General features: G+C 34.3%; 18 protein-coding genes and 1 pseudogene. 15 read left to right on the plus strand and 4 right to left on the minus strand.

Features of this window, described 5'->3' with window-relative positions; genetic code table 11:
* Positions 1-169: 169 nt before the first annotated feature.
* The gene (locus L950_RS01270) at positions 170-664 is read right to left on the minus strand and encodes a DUF3408 domain-containing protein (RefSeq protein ID WP_031289222.1); all 495 of its coding nucleotides are present in this window, start codon (positions 662-664) and stop codon (positions 170-172) included.
* 539 nt (positions 665-1203) lie between these two features.
* Here L950_RS01270 and mobA point away from each other — a divergent pair.
* From mobA to L950_RS01340, 15 genes and pseudogenes are all read left to right on the plus strand, one after another.
* Positions 1204-1638 carry a conjugal transfer protein MobA gene (mobA, locus tag L950_RS01275; protein WP_021191506.1) on the plus strand — a complete coding sequence of 145 codons (435 nt, stop codon included), beginning with the start codon at positions 1204-1206 and terminating at the stop codon, positions 1636-1638.
* A 34-nt stretch (positions 1639-1672) separates the two neighbouring features.
* Positions 1673-2907: pseudogene (gene mobB / locus L950_RS01280) on the plus strand (conjugal transfer protein MobB).
* A gap of 388 nt (positions 2908-3295) precedes the next feature.
* Positions 3296-3787: a 3'-5' exonuclease gene (locus L950_RS01285; protein WP_021191507.1), complete on the plus strand. Its 492-nt coding sequence runs from the start codon at positions 3296-3298 to the stop codon at positions 3785-3787.
* Positions 3784-4245: a DUF262 domain-containing protein gene (locus L950_RS28320; protein WP_037527127.1), complete on the plus strand. Its 462-nt coding sequence runs from the start codon at positions 3784-3786 to the stop codon at positions 4243-4245. Before L950_RS01285 ends, L950_RS28320 begins: the two co-directional genes overlap by 4 nt.
* A gap of 190 nt (positions 4246-4435) precedes the next feature.
* Positions 4436-5569 carry a DUF1524 domain-containing protein gene (locus L950_RS28325; protein WP_156169478.1) on the plus strand — a complete coding sequence of 378 codons (1134 nt, stop codon included), beginning with the start codon at positions 4436-4438 and terminating at the stop codon, positions 5567-5569.
* Positions 5559-6770 (plus strand): DUF262 domain-containing protein, encoded by a 1212-nt coding sequence (locus tag L950_RS25640; protein WP_052764280.1) that lies wholly within the window; start codon positions 5559-5561, stop codon positions 6768-6770. Before L950_RS28325 ends, L950_RS25640 begins: the two co-directional genes overlap by 11 nt.
* Positions 6704-7792 carry a hypothetical protein gene (locus tag L950_RS01305; protein ID WP_031289224.1) on the plus strand — a complete coding sequence of 363 codons (1089 nt, stop codon included), beginning with the start codon at positions 6704-6706 and terminating at the stop codon, positions 7790-7792. Before L950_RS25640 ends, L950_RS01305 begins: the two co-directional genes overlap by 67 nt.
* Positions 7773-8066: a cyclic-phosphate processing receiver domain-containing protein gene (locus L950_RS01310; RefSeq protein WP_021191509.1), complete on the plus strand. Its 294-nt coding sequence runs from the start codon at positions 7773-7775 to the stop codon at positions 8064-8066. Before L950_RS01305 ends, L950_RS01310 begins: the two co-directional genes overlap by 20 nt.
* A 60-nt stretch (positions 8067-8126) precedes the next feature.
* Positions 8127-8738 (plus strand): hypothetical protein, encoded by a 612-nt coding sequence (locus tag L950_RS29175; protein WP_021191510.1) that lies wholly within the window; start codon positions 8127-8129, stop codon positions 8736-8738.
* Positions 8739-8749: 11 nt separating this feature from the next.
* Positions 8750-9799 carry an ATP-binding protein gene (locus L950_RS29180; RefSeq protein WP_197086163.1) on the plus strand — a complete coding sequence of 350 codons (1050 nt, stop codon included), beginning with the start codon at positions 8750-8752 and terminating at the stop codon, positions 9797-9799.
* On the plus strand, positions 9786-9959 hold the full coding sequence (locus L950_RS01325) for a hypothetical protein (RefSeq protein ID WP_156169479.1): 174 nt from the start codon (positions 9786-9788) through the stop codon (positions 9957-9959). The genes L950_RS29180 and L950_RS01325 overlap by 14 nt, the downstream gene beginning before the upstream one ends.
* Positions 9960-9997: 38 nt before the next feature.
* Positions 9998-10357: a metallophosphoesterase gene (locus L950_RS01330; protein ID WP_031289225.1), complete on the plus strand. Its 360-nt coding sequence runs from the start codon at positions 9998-10000 to the stop codon at positions 10355-10357.
* Complete coding sequence (locus L950_RS29185; protein WP_197086164.1) at positions 10336-10734, plus strand: hypothetical protein; 399 nt, start codon at positions 10336-10338, stop codon at positions 10732-10734. Before L950_RS01330 ends, L950_RS29185 begins: the two co-directional genes overlap by 22 nt.
* 5 nt (positions 10735-10739) lie before the next feature.
* Positions 10740-11237: a helix-turn-helix transcriptional regulator gene (locus L950_RS29190; protein ID WP_197086165.1), complete on the plus strand. Its 498-nt coding sequence runs from the start codon at positions 10740-10742 to the stop codon at positions 11235-11237.
* A 188-nt stretch (positions 11238-11425) separates the two neighbouring features.
* Positions 11426-12451 (plus strand): threonine aldolase family protein, encoded by a 1026-nt coding sequence (locus L950_RS01340; RefSeq protein ID WP_021191512.1) that lies wholly within the window; start codon positions 11426-11428, stop codon positions 12449-12451.
* Between the two features lie 146 nt (positions 12452-12597).
* On the opposite strand, the gene L950_RS31500 is transcribed toward L950_RS01340, so the two are convergent.
* The 3 genes from L950_RS31500 to L950_RS01350 are packed head-to-tail and all read right to left on the minus strand — an operon-like array spanning position 12598 to position 17625.
* Positions 12598-13581, minus strand: a complete 984-nt coding sequence (locus L950_RS31500) for a RagB/SusD family nutrient uptake outer membrane protein (RefSeq protein ID WP_231576757.1) — start codon at positions 13579-13581, stop codon at positions 12598-12600.
* Between the two features lie 59 nt (positions 13582-13640).
* Complete coding sequence (locus L950_RS31505; RefSeq protein WP_231576758.1) at positions 13641-14327, minus strand: RagB/SusD family nutrient uptake outer membrane protein; 687 nt, start codon at positions 14325-14327, stop codon at positions 13641-13643.
* Positions 14328-14349: 22 nt separating this feature from the next.
* Entirely contained in the window at positions 14350-17625 is a 3276-nt protein-coding gene (locus L950_RS01350) for a SusC/RagA family TonB-linked outer membrane protein (protein ID WP_021191513.1), read from the minus strand.
* Positions 17626-17662 lie beyond the last annotated feature (37 nt).

A 17662-nucleotide genomic window follows, 5' to 3' on the forward strand; every position in this document is an offset into this window, starting at 1 on the left:
TTCGCCGAGTGGTTGTGTTTGCCCTGCCACCCTTCGGGACTTATTCCGTTTCCTTTTGGTTTTTTCGCCTGTCCGCCTTGTTAAAATGGCTTTCTTTTTTTTCTGTTTTTTTCTTTTGAAAAGTAATTTTAAGAGGGAGCAACGCATCGCACCTGACAAAACACCATAATCAAAACAGCGGTTTGTGTTTCTCGTTATAGATTTCGCTAATCAATTCCCCGAACTCCTGAAAGTGGTATTCGATAATGTTGTCCAGATACGCATAAATCGTCAGTTTGTCGATGCCCATAATGTTTGTAAGTCTGTTAAATGTCTCGTGGTGTTCCTGCCGTACATACACTGATTTCCCCCTGCTTGCCGTTGTCGTGGGAATTTTGAAGAACCGTCCGCAGTAGTCCACTTTGGTCAGCTTCTTTGGCTTGTAAGTCATCCTTCTTGTATTACTCTCAGGTGTTTTTGTGTTTTCCGTTTCAGTTTCCGAAGGTTCTTCGCCTGCCATTACACGCATAATAGCTTCCTCATCTACTTTGGGTTTGACAAAATCTTCCCGATATGTTACTGCCTGTTGTTCCGTGAAAGATTGTTTCTTTTCATCAGTTAGGAAATTTTCAATAGAGAAATCCTCTTTTTCGGGTTGCTGATTTTTGTTTTCTTCGTGTATCATATCTCTCATTTTTAATATTATATCCAATTAGCTGTTTGGTTAACTAAGCAATCAGCTGTATATACTGTTGTATTTATGTAACTACCTATGCACCTGCATACCCTTAATTGGTTAATTCATTAACTCAAAAATCTGTAATTCGTTTGCATTCAATCACGCAGATTTGCTGTCGGGATTTATGCTGATTGGCTACATAGTTAAGGTTATAACCAACCAGCCAGCTAACCATATACAAAGGAAGCGAAAGCAATTCCAGTCTATGTTGATGTGGCACTCAAAGGTAGCATTTGGCGTTCATTGTCGTGATTGTAAATAACTGTTATTCAAATAGTCTTACCGAAATTTGTAATGGAAGCTATGGGTTTTCCCTGCTAACTACAATCCGTTTGCAAAACGGATTTTTCTGAACACCTGTTCAGAGCAAGTTATCTTTTGAGGTACTCGAAATAAATTTCGGCATCTCAAAAGCACTTGCCCTTGCAGGGGGCTGGAAACGGCTCCGAAGTCGCACGTTTATTAAAAATTAAAAATGGATTATTATGGAAGAGAAAAACAGAAAACAGATTAGAAAAACAGGAAGAAAACCAAAGAATGACCCTGCCGTCAATCGGTATTCCATTAACCTAAATGCAGAAGATAATGCAAAGTTTCTTGCACTTTTTGACCAATCAGAAATGAAAGTAATCGCCCATTTTATTACAGCTTGTATCTTTCAGAAGACGGTAAAGACCGTAAAAATTGATATGGATGCAATAGAATATCACGAAAAACTGACCCGATTTTTTAGTCAGTTTCGAGCGATCGGAACAAATTACAATCAGATTGTGAAGATATTGTACCGCAATTTTTCAGAGAAAAAAGCAGGAACGTACCTTTTTAAATTGGAAAAAGAAACCATAGAATTGGTAAAATTCACTAAGGAAATCATCCGTTTGACACAGGAATTTGAAGCAAATTATGTGAAAAAAGAATAAAAATATGATTGCAAAAATCGGAAAAGGAAGCAATATGTACGGAGCGATTTTGTATAATCAACAGAAAGTGGACAATGAAAACGGAGCGGTTTTATTACTGAACAAGATACCCGATACGGTGGACGGCAGTTATTCTGTAGCCTATTTTAATAAGTGTTTTGAGCCGTACCTGTCGGCAAACATCAAAACGGAAAAGACGGTTCGGCATATATCGCTGAACCCAGATCCTGCGGATAAGGTCAGCGATGAACAGTTTACCGAAATGGCACAGTTATATATGGAACGTATGGGTTACGGCAATCAGCCTATATTGTTTTCAAGCATACGGATATTGACCGAACGCATATACACATTGTTTCGACTTGTGTAGCTATTGACGGAAAGAAAATACCTGATGATTACGACCATCCACGCTCAATGGCAATCTGTCGGGATTTGGAACAGAAATATAATATGAAAAAGGCAACTGAACAAGAGCAGAAACAAGCCAATAAAGTTTTCAAGCCTGTAAATCATAAAAATGGCGACATAAAAAGTCAGATTGCTTCGGTAGTACGGCATCTACCAAAGTATTATAACTTTTCTACTATGGGTAGTTACAATGCTTTACTATCACTTTTCAACATCACAGTGGAAGAAGTCAAAGGCGAGCGGAACGGTCAGACCGTAAACGGATTGGTGTATGTTGCATTGGACGAAAACAGGAACAAAGTAAGTAACCCGTTCAAAGCATCGCTTTTCGGGAAAGATGCAGGCGTTACACAATTGCAAAAACACTTTGAGCAGTCCAAAGAGAAAATGAAAACCACGCCTGTAAGGTCTGTTCTGAAAAATACGGTGGAGCTTGCCATACATACCACAAGCAACAAAACAGATTTTAAAAAGCAGTTGACCGAGCAGGGTATTAATACAGTTGTAAGACGTAATAGTGAAGGACGAATTTACGGTATGACCTTTATTGACCACGAAAGCCGTAGCGTTTGGAAGGGCTCACAATTAGACAGAAACTTGTCGGCAAACGTATTCAACGATTGGTGGAACAACGGAAACAAACCCGAATTGAAGATACAAGATAACCATGTTTCTAAAGCAAATGAAATAGACAACCTACCGACAAAAAACCTTTTTGAGTTTCTCTCACAGGAACATTCGCCTAATACCGATTTGGGATTGTTTAGCCTGTTATCCGATGCACAAGGCGAGGATTACGAAGAAGAACAGTTTGCTAATCGGATGAAGAAGAAAAAACCTCCAAAACATAGAAGATAATATACAGATTCTTAGTGCTATTTTTTTATAATTTAGAGTGTGACACGGATTGGCTTACTCTTTAAGTATTTTTGCTATGTAAAATAAGGAAAGCTGAAAACTTTGAGAGTAGGCATAATATAAAATATTACAGATTATGGCAAATTATTATTGTGAGTATTGCGGAACAAAGTATTCCAGCGTATCAAGTCTAACAAGTGGTTCGTGTATGCGACATCCTAATGGCTCTCATAAAGGAAAACACAAACTATATGAGGGAAGCGAAAAATCGCAGTATGTCTGTAAACATTGCGGGACAAAGTATTCATCTCTTTCAAGCTTAACAAGTGGTTCGTGTATGAGACACCCAAATGGCTCACACAAAGGAAAACATGCACCTTCTTTGTAAATGGAATGTTTTACCGCAATAGACTTTGAAACTGCACAAGGTTATCGTTGGAGTATTTGTCAGGTTGGACTTGTTCGTGTCAATAATGGTATTATCACTGATGAAATTAACTTATTAGTACAACCGCCTGATAACTATTATTGGGGGAGATTTATTGATATTCATGGCATTACTCCAGACATGACAAAAGAAGCTCTCACTTTCGACAAAGTCTGGCACAGATTAGAACCTTATATCAAAGGACAAGCCGTTGTAGCCCACAATGGCTTGTCCTTTGATTTTCCAGTTTTAGAAAAAACATTGGAATATTATGGCATGGAAAATCCCAAATATGAAAAACATTGTACGTATCGCATTTTTAGACAAAATTTAGCTTCATTATGTATGCACCACAAAATTTCATTAAATCATCATGACGCTTTAAGCGATGCTAAAGCTTGTGCTGAATTGTTTTTGATACATTTGCAAAGTATAAACAATATTGAAAAATGAACAACAACATATCAATAAAAACAATCAGCGAATTGCTGAAATGTAATTTCCATATCCCGTCTTATCAGAGAGGTTATCGTTGGACAGAACAACAAGTAACAGATTTGTTGAATGACATTAATGAATTTTCACCAAAAGAAATTGCTAATTCTGATGAAAAAACTTGGTATTGTTTACAGCCAATAGTAGTAAAACAAAAAGATGAAAATGAATGGGATGTAATTGACGGACAACAAAGATTAACTACAATTTATCTAATCTTGTATTATTTGAACCAAAGATATACAGAAGAAGGAAGAGTTAAACTGTTTGAGTTAGAATATGAAACACGAGAAGGTTCTGCAAACTACTTAAAAAATGAGTTGGGAAAGATAGAAAAGGACAATTCAAATATTGACTATTTCCACATATCAATTGCTTATCAAACTATTAAGAGTTGGTTCAAAGAAAAAAAGTAGAAAAATCATTTGAATTGAAATTTAATGATTTTACAAAGGTTATTTGGTACGAAACTTCAAAAACCGAAGATTCAATTGATATTTTCACAAGAATAAACAGCGGAAAATTCCACTAACAAATGCGGAATTGATAAAGGCTTTGTTTTTGAACAGTTCCAATTTTACAAATGCAGACACAGAGAAACTGCGTTTGAAACAATTAGAAATTGCATCAGAATGGGACAGAATTGAATATGCTCTACAGGGCGATTCATTTTGGTATTTCATCAACAAAAATGAAAACAACTTAGCAACAAGAATTGAGTTTATTTTCAATTTAATGTATGAAGTAGCACAAGCAGAGGATAAAGAGATGGAAGAAAGAAAACGCTTGGGAATAAAGACAAAAGAACAAATTGATGAGAGAAGAAAAACTCATCAAACAATTGTTGAAATATTTGGTAATGATGAGTATTCTACTTTCCGTTTTTTTGCTGAAAAATTTAAGATCAAATCAGAAAACGAAATAAACGATAATTGGCAGGATATTAAAAAATATTTTCAAACACTTGAAGAATGGTTCAATGACAGAGAATTGTATCATAAAATCGGCTGTCTGATTGCAACTAGAACAAACATTAAAAATATTCTTAACGAAAAAAAAGAAAGGTCAAAAACAGAATTTGCAAATTGGATAAACCAAGAAATACAATCCAAATTTAGAAAAGTGAATTTTGAAGAAGTAGAATATAACGGAGGATATGTACCTGAAATTTTATTACTGCACAACATTCAAACAATGCTCAATAATGAAAACGAAACTAATCGTTTTCCTTTTGACCGTTATAAAAAAGAGTTTTGGGACGTTGAACATATTCACGCTATTGCAACAGAAGTGAAAGTGAAAAAGGAAAATCAAGCTGATTGGCTGAGAAACAACTTTGTTAAAACAGAAAATCATCAAGATAAAGACAGAAATAATCAAATTGAACAAATCATACAATCAGGCAAAACCATTGACGAAAATGAGTTTGAATACATTATCGATTATGTTTTAGGCGAAGAAGATAATAGCTTGCAAAATCTTTGTCTGTTGGACAGGGGAACAAATCGTTCTTATAAAAACGATTCATTTAAAGAAAAGAGGAAAAAGATAATCGAAAGAGAAATTGAAGGAACTTTTATTCCAATTTGTACAAAGAATGTTTTTATGAAATATTATTCCACCAACGTAAAAGATATTGAAGTATGGAATGAAAACGACAGAACATCATATTTTAAAAAGATACAAGAAGTAATTACTGAATATTTACCTCAAACCGAATTAACTGAAAATGAACAATAATCCAACATCAGAAAAATTAACTTTTCGTGAGTTAATTAGTATGCATAAAATTGAAATTCCTATTATACAGCGTGATTACGCTCAAGGCAGAGAGGGAAAAGCAGATATAAGAACTAATTTTTTGAATGCTTTGCTTGAAGTTGTTGATGGTAAAAAATTAGAGTTAGATTTTGTTTACGGAAGTGTTAAAAAGGATAAAGAGGGTAATACAACTTTGCAACCTCTTGACGGGCAACAGCGATTAACAACTTTGTTTTTGTTGCATTGGTTCGTTGCTACCAAAGAAAATAAGTTAGACGATGAATTGAAAAAACTCTTGACAAAATTCACTTACGAAACACGTACCAGCTCACGTGAATTTTGCAACGATTTAATCAATAAAGGAATTGATTTTGATAATTTGTTAGAAACAGATTATCACGATAAAGAAAAAATAAAACCAAAGAATAACGAACTATCCAAGACAATTATTGACAGCTCTTGGTTTTTCCTTTCTTGGAAAAGAGACCCGACAATAAAATCAATGCTTAGAATGTTAGATGCTATTCAGCAAACGTTTCAAGACAAAACGGAAGTTTGGGACAAGCTCAACAATATTAGTTTTCATTACATAGAATTACAAAACTTCGGACTTTCCGATGATTTGTATATCAAAATGAACGCAAGAGGTAAACCTCTTACTGATTTTGAAAACTTCAAAGCAAAGTTTGAACAATACATCAAACAAAATGATTGGGAAAATTACGTTGAGCCAACAGAGACATTTTCACATCAAATAGATACTCTTTGGACAGATTTGTTTTGGAATTATCGTGATAAAACCGAAAACATTTTTGACGAACAGCTTCTGAATTTTTTCAGAACAAAGGCAGTAATTAATTATACGCTTAAAGCAGATATCAAAAGTAATAATTTCAGAGCCAACGTTGATTTATTGAGAGGAAGCGATACAATTTCATTCAATCAATATTTGGAGTTAGGTTGTTTTGATGAGGAGTATTTTACAACATTGAAAGCTACTTTAAATAAATTGTCTGATAAAGATGGATTGAATACATTTATTTCAGAAACCACTTATGTGAATGAGCAAGAAATTTTTAATGGTACAATTAAAATGACTTATCATATCCTGATTTGGTTATTGCTTTTGCTTATTATCAATATTTGGCATCGGAAAAAAATATTGAAATTGAAAAATTGAAAAGTTGGTTGCGTGTTGTTCGTAATCTGGTAGAAGGTAGCAGACCCTATTTATTCAATAATGCTAATGAGTTTGCAAATGCTCTACGTTCTATAAACGAATTGTTGCAATATAGAAATTCAATCGTTGATCACTTCGCAGAAATACAAATTAATTCGCTTTCGGGTTTCATTAGTGAGCAAATTATAGAAGAAAAACTAAAAGCGAAACTTATTACACAAAATGAGGATTGGAAAAATACAATTATTGAAATTGAAAATCATAAATATTTCAATGGACAAATCGGATTTTTATTGCATTGGTGTCAGATAAATGATGAGCCTAACCTGAATAGTTTTAAGGAATATGCAGAAAAATCAAAAGCAATATTTGGAACAACAGGATTGAATAATTTTGAAAACTTTCTTTTTGAAAGAGCCTTGTTAGCCATAGGGGATTATTTGTTGAGTAAAGGAAGAAATCACAGCTTTATAATCGATAATGAACGTGATATTAGTTGGAAGAGGCTCCTAAGAGATAATAACGAAAAACGAGCATATTTAAAACAGCTTGTTGATAAAGTATCTGTTTTAAATCTTACTATCGATTTACAAAAAATAGTTGATGAATTTTCTGATAAAAATGACTGGAGATATTATTTCATAAAACAATTTGAAATGATTTCCGCTTGTGGAAATCAAAAGCTAATAAGATGGGATAGTGAATTTGACATACTTCTGCTAGGTTCAACAACTACAAGTGGCTATCACAATGAATATTATTCTTATTCTTTATTTATCGAATTAAAAACTCAAAATAGATTAACTGATATTTCATATTATCCGCAACGTTCGGTTAATGATTGGAAGTTTTTTGAATTGAACTACAATCAAATTGCATTTGATTGTAACTCCAGTAAATATGTTTGTACACAAAACAACGATTGGTATAATAAACAAGAATTTGAAAATAGAAATTCTGTATTTGACTATATTATAGAGCTAAACACCGAAGACAAACTCAATGAAAAAACTTTATCTTGATGATTTGAGACCAATCCCAGAAGGACACATAGGAGTTCGTTCTTATACGGAGTTTGTAACTTACATTACTGATAGTGGACTGCCTGATTTCATTTCTTTTGACCACGATTTAGGACTCGAAGAGAGTGGGTATGATTGTGCTAAATGGTTAGTAAATTATTGTTTAGATAATAATTTTCGATTGCCCAAATTTGATGTACATAGTCAGAATCCTGTTGGTAAAGAAAATATATTATCATTACTACAGAATTTTAAAAAGAATATAAAAGGCTAATATAAACCACGACACACTTTGTCTTACTCTGGATATACCTTTGTCAAAAAAGATAGGTTTATGGAAAGTATCACAAAGAAACAAATTCTGGAAAGCATTGGGAAAGTGTACGAACAATCAAAAAATTGTAAGCTTGAAAATTCATTTTTTGAAAGCATCAAATCCGAACTAGATACACTTTCCCAATATTTCAAAACATCGGATAATCAAACCTTTTTTATTGCAATGGTTTTTGCTTTAAACTACAAAGGAGATACTGTCGATTTGAACGATTTGATAGAATATTTTGATTGTAATCCAATGAAAATTTTGGAATACAGCGATGATTTCGAGTATTTAAATAAAGTTGGGATTTTTGAAAAAAAGAAATCGAGACACCGTGTGAAATTAGCAGGAGCTAATGACCAATTTGTTATTCACGAAAAAATCACAGAAGCCATTTTGGAAAACAAACCTTTTCCCAAAATCAATAAAAAAAGGATAAATGGCATAATAGATTTGTTAGAACAATTATACAAATTGGGTGACCAACGAGACGATGATAAAATTTCAACCTTTGAATTATTTCGGGAAGTTGAAAAATTGATTGTACACAACACTCATTTTCCATTGATAGAAAAAGTAAAACAATTCAGTTTAAGCACAGAAGACACTTATCTTTTTTGTACTTGATATGGAAAACAGTGTCAGGAAACGAATCTACAGATATAGGAAGAGCTTTGGAGGGTATTTATGATAGTCCATCAGAGAGAGTAAATGAAGTACAAAAATTGTTATCTGGCAATCATATCCTTATTAACAATAATTTGGTTGAAATTATAGAAGCTCAATTTTTCAATGATACAGAAATGAGATTGACGGACACTTCTCTTCAACTTCTGAATGATTGTGACATTAAACTTTTTCTAAACAAAAAGAGAAAAGATAATATCATTATTCCCTCGGAAATTGTTTATCGTGAATTGGTTTTTGATAGGGGCGAGATGAATCAATTAGAAACACTTCAAAATTTACTTCAAGAAGACAAGTTTAATGAAACACAGACAAGACTAACAAATAAAGGTTTACCCAAAGGAATTGCAGTTTTGTTACATGGCGCACCTGGAACAGGAAAAACCGAAATTGTAAAACAATTGGCAAAAGCTACAGACAGAGAAATAATGAAAGTGGAAATCAGTCAGTCAAAATCCATGTGGTTTGGCGAAAGTGAAAAAATCATTAAACGTATTTTCACAGATTACAGAGCTTATGCAAAAGAATCTAAACTAACACCTATTTTACTTTTCAATGAAGCTGATGCCATTATTTCTAAAAGGATAGAAAACAGTAATTCCAATGTGGCTCAAACTGAAAATGCTATTCAAAATATTATACTGGAAGAGCTTGAAAACTTTGAAGGTATTTTAATGGCAACTACCAACTTAGCTAATAATTTGGACACTGCTTTTGAACGAAGATTTTTATTTAAAGTACCGTTCAAGAAACCCACAAAAAAGGTAAGAGCTAAAATATGGAAATCAAAATTATCACATTTAGATGAAAAGAGTTGTCAAATACTCGCAGATAAATTTGACTTTTCAGGTGGACAGATAGATAATATTATTCGTAAAAGTGAAATACAGGAAATCGTTCACGGAACAATGACCAACTTTGAAGAAATACATTCATTTTGTAGCGAGGAATCCATAATAACAAAAACAACTAAAATTGGATTTGGCTATGCACACGATTAAAATTAAAAGCCAAAACATTTTATTGTTATCAGATACGCATGGCAAACATCGTTTAATCGATATTCCTAAAAACATTCAGATTGTAATTCATTGTGGAGATATTTGTAATGCAGGAGATATGGATGAAGTTTTGGATTTTTTAAATGGTACGCTCAATTAGAAATACCACATAAAATATTTATTCACGGAAATCATGATTTGCCTTTCGAGCTAGAACCAGAATGGGGTAAAAGATTGATTCCTAAAGACATTATTTGGTTAAATGACGAAGCGATAGTAATAAGTGAAATAAACATAATGGGAATCAGTGCTTTCCCTTTTTATAATGGTATTGAAACGAAAAATAAAATTGACATCATTGCGTCACATTATCCTCCTTACGGTATTCTAGACAATGGATTTGGCAGTGAAGAAATTAGTAATTTTATATTTCAGTTGGCACCAAAATACCACATATTTGGTCACAATCATTCCAACTATGGAAAAACAAAATACAAAAACATTCAGTATATTAACGCATCTATTTATCATAAGTTATGTCAAAAAGAGAATCAATAGCAAGGTATAATATCATCATAAAAAAATTAAGAAAACGACCTGCAACATTTGCTGAAATTGAAGAATATCTTGCCTTGGAATCAGAAATTCAAGCTTACAATTTCAATATTTCAAAGCGTACATTTCAACGAGATAGAGACGATATTCGTTCTTTATACAATATCGATATTTTGTTTGACTTTTCTAAAAAAGTCTATTACATAGATTTTGATGAACAACCAGAAGCAAATGAAAGGATATTAGAAGCTTTCGACACCTTTAATGCTTTGAATTTAACAGATAGGCTTTCTAAGCATATTCATTTTGAAAAACGGAAACCTCAAGGTACTGAACATCTGTATGGAGTACTTCATGCTATTAAAATCAGATTCAAATAAAATTTGTGTATCAAAAATATTGGGAAGATGAGTTAACTGAACGCATAGTAGAACCATATGCTCTGAAAGAATTCAAAAACAGATGGTATGTCTTATCAAAAGATTTAGGTGATGATAAGATAAAGAGTTTTGCCCTTGACCGTTTAACAGATTTAGAAATTTTGAATAAGAAATTCAACTTTCCACAGGATTTTGATGTAAATGAACATTATAGATACTGCTTTGGTATTATCAGTCCGAACGGTCATAAGCCAGAAGATGTAATTCTTTCTTTCAATGCATTCCAAGGGAAATATATCAAATCATTACCGTTACACGATTCTCAACAAATTTTGATAGACAATGAACATGAATTAAGAATACAGCTCAAACTATTCATTACACACGATTTCTTTATGGAACTTTTATCCTTTGGAGAAAACCTTGAAGTACTTAAACCTCAAAGCTTGATTGATGATTTAAAATCAACTGTTAGAAATATTCAAAGTATATATGAAGAGTAGAAACTGCATAAATATATTGATAACGAAAAATTAAAATTTTGTATATTTGCTTTAAGCTAACGGAAACACGTTGAAAAATAAAGCAATAAGCACCGTTACCAAATCGTTACCTGACTTCTTTGATTATCTCTATAAAAGCTTAGTATTCAACCGATACGGCTTTTTCCCGAAAACTTTAAAATAAAAAAATGTACAATTTCAAAAATGACTATTCAGAGGGTGCACACCCAAATATTCTAAATAGATTAATAGAAACAAATCTCGTACAGCAACTTGGCTACGGGGATGATGAATATGCTACCCAAGCAAAAGAAATCTTGAAAAAGAAGATTAACAATCCACTTGCTACGATACATTTTCTTTCTGGAGGTACGCAAACCAATCTTATTGTTATTTCCTTTCTCTTGCGTCCACATGAAGCAGTCATCAGTGCTAAAACCGGACATATTGCAGCCAATGAAACAGGAGCTATCGAGGCTACCGGTCATAAAGTTATTACTGTAGAAACAACTGATGGCAAACTAAATCCAGCTGCTATTGAAAAAGCATTGCAAGAATATGCGCTAAAACCGCATGTAGTAAAACCTAGGATGGTTTATATTTCTAACTCAACTGAAATCGGCACGATATATCTCAAAGAAGAATTAGAAGATTTGGCGGCATGTTGCCTTGCAAATAATCTATTGCTATTTCTTGACGGTGCTCGATTGGGACATGCTTTAATGGCTCAAGACAATGATCTGACACTAGCTGATGTTGCAAGGTTAACAGATGTATTCTATATCGGTGGAACGAAAAATGGAGCATTATTAGGAGAAGCTGTTATTTTTAGAGCCCCTCATCTAGCTGAAGATTTTGAATACGTACTGAAACAAAGAGGTGCAATGTTAGCTAAGGGACGTGTACTTGCTATTCAGTTCTTTGAATTATTTAAGGAAGATCTATATTTCGAATTGGCAGATCATGCCAACAAAATGGCTATGAAAATAGCAACTACTGTTAGATCTAAAGGTTTTTCTTTTTTAACAAATTCTACAACAAATCAAATCTTTCCAATTTTACCAAAAGATACCATTAAAAAACTTAATGAACATTATTTATTCTTTGTTTGGAAGGAAATAGATGAAGATCATGCTGCCATTAGATTGATAACTTCATGGGCGACAGATGAACAATATGTTGATGCATTTATCACAGACCTAAAACGACTTTAATTGCGTTTAAAACATTTCGTGTAATCATATGATTTCTCAAACTCTTACAATAGAATGCGATAATTTCAGGACAGTCTAACTGCGAATAATAAAGGGTTCTTCATTACGTGAAGAACCCTTTATTGTGTATTTGTTTTTTATTATTACTAGAAACCTGTATTTTGTTTTAGGTTCCCCATACTTGCATTGATTTCAACTTGCGGAATCGGGAAAATTTCATTCTTGTTGGGTGTAAATGTAATACCTTTAAATGTGGGCAAAAATCCACCTTCAAATGCAGAATAGCTCTCAATTACCTGTTTCGCAGTTCCCCATCTTACCAAATCATAAAACCTATGCCCTTCCATTGCCAATTCTAAGCGACGCTCAAAACGAACTGCGTTACGTGCGTAATCCTGCGAAGGAAAAGTAGGATATGGCTTTACAACATATACTGCTGCTGGAGAACCATCGGAAGTCGTTTTTGCGGGTAATTTTGCAGCTCTTAAGCGGACGAAATTAACATACTTTAAAGCTTCAGATAAATTGTTCAATTCGACCTCACATTCAGCAGCCATTAAGATAACATCTGCCAATCTGATAATGTTAACATCTAAATCAGTCAAATAAGCTCCATCATTTGAGGTATGACCCGAAAAGAGTGCTTTGGGAATCATTGTTTTCAGTCCTGAAAATGGTCCCGCATGGGGGCGGGCTCCTTTATCAGATCTTAACCAAGGATCTCCAGGAAAAATTCCATAATCCAAATAACTAACATCTCTTCTACCAACGGTATAATCTAATCGTGGATCAAAACGTAAATTAATGTTAACTTTATAATTATCGAGAGCTGCGCCTGTCAATGTCAAATCTGAAATATATGGATTAGTACGATAAGAACCATCTAATAAAGGAAGACCATCGGCATCAACTTTATAAGCATTGACTAAATCAATACTGGGCTGATAAAATCCACAACAACCAACAGGTCCGCCATTTAAACCACCTAACATATCACCAACATTACCATTGTCTCCCGAACCATCTGGATTAATGACATGTTTAGCTACCATGATCGCTTCAGGACCATTTTCTTTCAATACATCATAATTATCTTGGAATGGCATAGCAGTAATATCTCTTCCTGCCAAAACATCTTTAAATAAATCAAGAGCTTCTTTATATTTTTTCTGATAGAGGTAAAACTTTCCTAAATAGGATTTGCAGCAAATTGATCCATACGTCCAGCCTCACTATTAATTTTGGTTGTAGGTAAGTTTGCAACAGCAGTTTTAAGGTCACTTTCGATTAAAGGTAAAATATCTTGATCATTTTTAATCGTTTTCGCGTCCTCTATCGATACATTTTCATCAATAATGGGAATATTTTTGAATACACGCCAAAGCAGAAAATAATAATGGGCGCGCAACATTTTCGCTTCTCCTTCAATTTGTTTAGCACGCTCAGCAGGAACAGTTTTACCTGCTGCTTGATCCTGAGCCAGTAGCTTTAAGGTACTATTAACTCTAAGAACACCTTCATAATACACCTGCCACATCGTACTCAAATTGTCATTTGATGAAAATGGAGCAAAGTTTACTAAACTATTCATATTCGGCTGATCGGTTGGAGTAGAGCCTTTGTGGGCATTATCCGATATCATTTCTCCAAACACCCATTGGCTAGGAGCCGATGCATAGTTGCCCCAGGTACCGTTTACATTTCCATTGAGAATTGCATAAGCACCTATTAATGATGACTCCACACCTTTCTTAATACTGACCTGCTCTTCGATGAGTTGACCCTGAGGGTTTTTCTCCAGAAAACCTTTACCGCAACCATTTATCCCCACTATTGCTAACCCAGCAATACCAATTAATATCTTTATATTTTTCATTTTACTCACTTTAAAAATTAAATTAAAATCCTAAACTCACGCCCAACATATATTGTCTAGATTGTGGATACACTCCGAAATCTACACCCAGTGCTGGATATTTTGAAGGTGTTGCTGTAATCTCCGGATCTAATCCTTCATATTTAGTTATGGTAAACAAATTGGTCACACCCAGATAAGCACGCAATTTTTTAATTCCCGTGTCTGCACCAAATAATTTCTCCGTTTTGAAGTTATAACCGACTTGCAGATTTTTCATTTTAAAAAAGCTTGCATCTTGAATATAATAAGTTGATGACGCTGATTCGATATCTACAAAAGCATAGCCTGGTAGTTCTTGCTTCGGAACTGTGCCTGAAGTATTTTTTTCTGACCACGCATCCAGTACACGAACACTTTTTTGTCCGTCAAATACACCCATATCCGTAAAATAACGAGTCGCTTCATAATTTTGATTTCCCTGAGATCCGTAGAAATACATCATCATATCAAAATTTTTGTAATTGGCATTAAAATTAATAGAATAGGTGAAATCAGGATGAGGACTTCCGATCACCGTTCTATCATTTGCATCAATTTTACCATCATCATTTAAGTCTTGATATCTAAAACCTCCAACCCGTGCCTTATCATAAGAAGGTAAATTAGCCAATTCGCTTGCATTTTGATAAATTCCAGCTACTTGATATCCATAGAATGCACCAAAAGGTTGACCAGTCTTCATAACAGAAGTTTCCATACTTCTAAATGCACCGTAAATCACTTCATCCACTCCAGGGGCTAAGGACAAGATTTCATTTTTATTTCTAGAAAAATTCACTCCTAAATCAAAATTAAATTTGTCTGGATCTTTCTGCTGATGATGGTAATTGACCGAAAGTTCAATTCCCTGATTCTGCATATCACCAATATTCAAATAAGGTGATGCACCCCTACCTGCCGCAGTTGCTGGAAGAGGTAACGCAAAGAGCATATCGGAAGTCTTTTTATTATACCAATCAAATGATCCGTCAAATTTGCCATTTAATATTGAAAAATCTAAACCGATATTCAATGATTTCACCTGCTCCCATTTTACATTCTCATTTTGGTAATCACTAATCCACATCCCGCTCACCAATGCACTGTTTATCGGATAAGAAGATGAATTTTGCGAAAGCTGATATCTTTTTAGATATTGGAAAGATGGTATACGTTGATTTCCTGTAATACCATAACCCGCTCTAATCTTTAGATCACTTAACCAGGTAGCGCTTTTCATAAAATTTTCCTCCGAAAGGCGCCAGGCAGCACTTACTCCTGGGAAAGTACCATATTTATTATTCGAACCAAAGTTAGAAGATCCATCACGTCGAACTGTAGCACTAAAAATATAGCGATCCATCAGTGAATAATCTACCTTTCCAAAAATGGAAAATAAGGAGCCAAAAGCACCTTCGCTTTCACCAGATTTTTTAGCTGCCGCACTCACATAAAAGAAATCGGTGTTATCACTAATAAAAAAGTCATTTCCTCTACCCTGAACCTGACGATATGTATTATCAATAGCCTCCGTACCCAATAAAACATTTAATTTATGAATATCATTAAAATTAGCCTTGTAATTTAATGTATTAGTCCAAGTCCATTCGGTATTATAACCAGACGTTTCTGTAACACCATTATTGGCACTACCTTCTTGAAACTCTAGATTTGGATAAGTATAATCTGTCGAATAATAGTTTTCATATTTGATACCAAAGCTCGTTTTAAACGTCAAGCCTTTGATTATATCATATTCCCCAAATGCATTTCCAAAAAACAAATTACTTTTGTTCACATCGTCTTTTGCACGATAAGCAATAGCAACAGGACTTTCTCCATTTCCCCAACCACCTTTAGATCCGGCAAAATTACCTCCTTCGTCATAGACAGGAATAATATTTTTAATCCGGTAAGCAAAACCTAAAGCACTTCCTTCACCTATATAATCACCTGCTGTATTTGTATTTACTCCTATACCATGTCCCTTGGTCATACTGTATTGCATATTTTCACCAAAACGCAACCTTTTATTAAAAGCTGAGAAATTGGTGTTTGACCGCACATTAAAACGTTCAAATCCAGTATGGATAATTGTCCCCTCTTGCCCTAAATAACCTCCAGAAACTGCATAAGAAGCATTTTCACCTCCACCTGTAGCACTTAATTGATAAGATTGTGTGGGCGCATTTCTAGACAATGCATCAAACCAATTGGTTCCTGCTTTATTGGCTTTCGTAATTTGGTAAAACTCTTCTTTATTGTCAGCATAATTGTATTTAGACATATCAACATCAGCAGGCGTGATTGAAGTTCCTATTTTAGCCCCAGCGAGCAGATATTCCGGTAAAACTTCATTCCCTTTGCTCAGGCCATTATTAATATCTAAAATTTGTTGCGGACTCAGCATTTTTGGAAAACGACTCTTATTAGGAGATTGTATACCATAATAACTATCAAAATTAATTTGAGGTTTACCAGTTTTACCTGATTTGGTAGTTACGATAATAACCCCATTATTTGCGCGTGAACCATAAATGGAGGCGGCAGAAGCATCCTTTAATACTTGTAAGCTTTCAATATCGTTTTGATTCAGCCAACTTAACTTCCCTTCGTAGGGTACACCATCGATCACATACAATGGTTCATTGTTATTGATTGTACTATATCCACGAATTTTTATCTGAGGAGTTGCACCAGGAGCACCATCTGTTACAACCTGAACGCCTGTAGCACGTCCCTGTAAAGATTCTACAGCACTTGCTGCCGGTGTACTTTTTAGCTGATTAACATCCACAACTGAAACAGATCCAGTTAGATCTTTCTTACGTTGCGTACTATAACCAGTAACAACCACTTCATCAAGGTCACCACTTTGTCCTTGCATCCCAACAACAAGTGGTAGCGATGTTGAAGTCACATTCACGGATTGCTTTGAAAAGCCAACATAAGTAATTTCTAAAACATCATTTAAGGCTGCATTAATCTGAAAGTTACCTTCCGCATCGGAAGAGGTTGCTAAAGTTTTTCCCACAACTCTGACTGTTGCCCCGGCGATTGGTTCTTTGGTCGCAGCATCCTGAACTTTCCCTCGAATAGGAGTTTGCGTGACCGATGCATTGACCACATAACTTGAGGCATCAGCAAATTTTAACATCGGGTTACCCAATGACTGATGGCTAATTAATACGAGCGCTGTAGACGCCCAAAGGGAGTATTTTATCGATTTTTTATGATCAATAAGATCCTCATTAAGAAACTGTAATAGTTTTCTCATAATGTGAAAAAGGTTTAATTTGGTAATTTAATCAGTG

The sequence above is a fragment of the Sphingobacterium sp. IITKGP-BTPF85 genome (assembly GCF_001006065.1).
Lineage (GTDB): Bacteria > Bacteroidota > Bacteroidia > Sphingobacteriales > Sphingobacteriaceae > Sphingobacterium > Sphingobacterium anhuiense.

What these genes read in the sequence shown, in the direction of transcription:
- L950_RS01270 (WP_031289222.1), bottom strand. Translation starts at nt 664, where the DNA reads ATGATACACGAAGAAAACAAAAATCAGCAACCCGAAAAAGAGGATTTC.
- mobA (WP_021191506.1), top strand. Translation starts at nt 1,204, where the DNA reads ATGGAAGAGAAAAACAGAAAACAGATTAGAAAAACAGGAAGAAAACCA.
- L950_RS01285 (WP_021191507.1), top strand. Translation starts at nt 3,296, where the DNA reads ATGGAATGTTTTACCGCAATAGACTTTGAAACTGCACAAGGTTATCGT.
- L950_RS28320 (WP_037527127.1), top strand. Translation starts at nt 3,784, where the DNA reads ATGAACAACAACATATCAATAAAAACAATCAGCGAATTGCTGAAATGT.
- L950_RS25640 (WP_052764280.1), top strand. Translation starts at nt 5,559, where the DNA reads ATGAACAATAATCCAACATCAGAAAAATTAACTTTTCGTGAGTTAATT.
- L950_RS01310 (WP_021191509.1), top strand. Translation starts at nt 7,773, where the DNA reads ATGAAAAAACTTTATCTTGATGATTTGAGACCAATCCCAGAAGGACAC.
- L950_RS29175 (WP_021191510.1), top strand. Translation starts at nt 8,127, where the DNA reads ATGGAAAGTATCACAAAGAAACAAATTCTGGAAAGCATTGGGAAAGTG.
- L950_RS01325 (WP_156169479.1), top strand. Translation starts at nt 9,786, where the DNA reads ATGCACACGATTAAAATTAAAAGCCAAAACATTTTATTGTTATCAGAT.
- L950_RS29185 (WP_197086164.1), top strand. Translation starts at nt 10,336, where the DNA reads ATGTCAAAAAGAGAATCAATAGCAAGGTATAATATCATCATAAAAAAA.
- L950_RS01340 (WP_021191512.1), top strand. Translation starts at nt 11,426, where the DNA reads ATGTACAATTTCAAAAATGACTATTCAGAGGGTGCACACCCAAATATT.
- L950_RS31505 (WP_231576758.1), bottom strand. Translation starts at nt 14,327, where the DNA reads ATGAAAAATATAAAGATATTAATTGGTATTGCTGGGTTAGCAATAGTG.
- L950_RS01350 (WP_021191513.1), bottom strand. Translation starts at nt 17,625, where the DNA reads ATGAGAAAACTATTACAGTTTCTTAATGAGGATCTTATTGATCATAAA.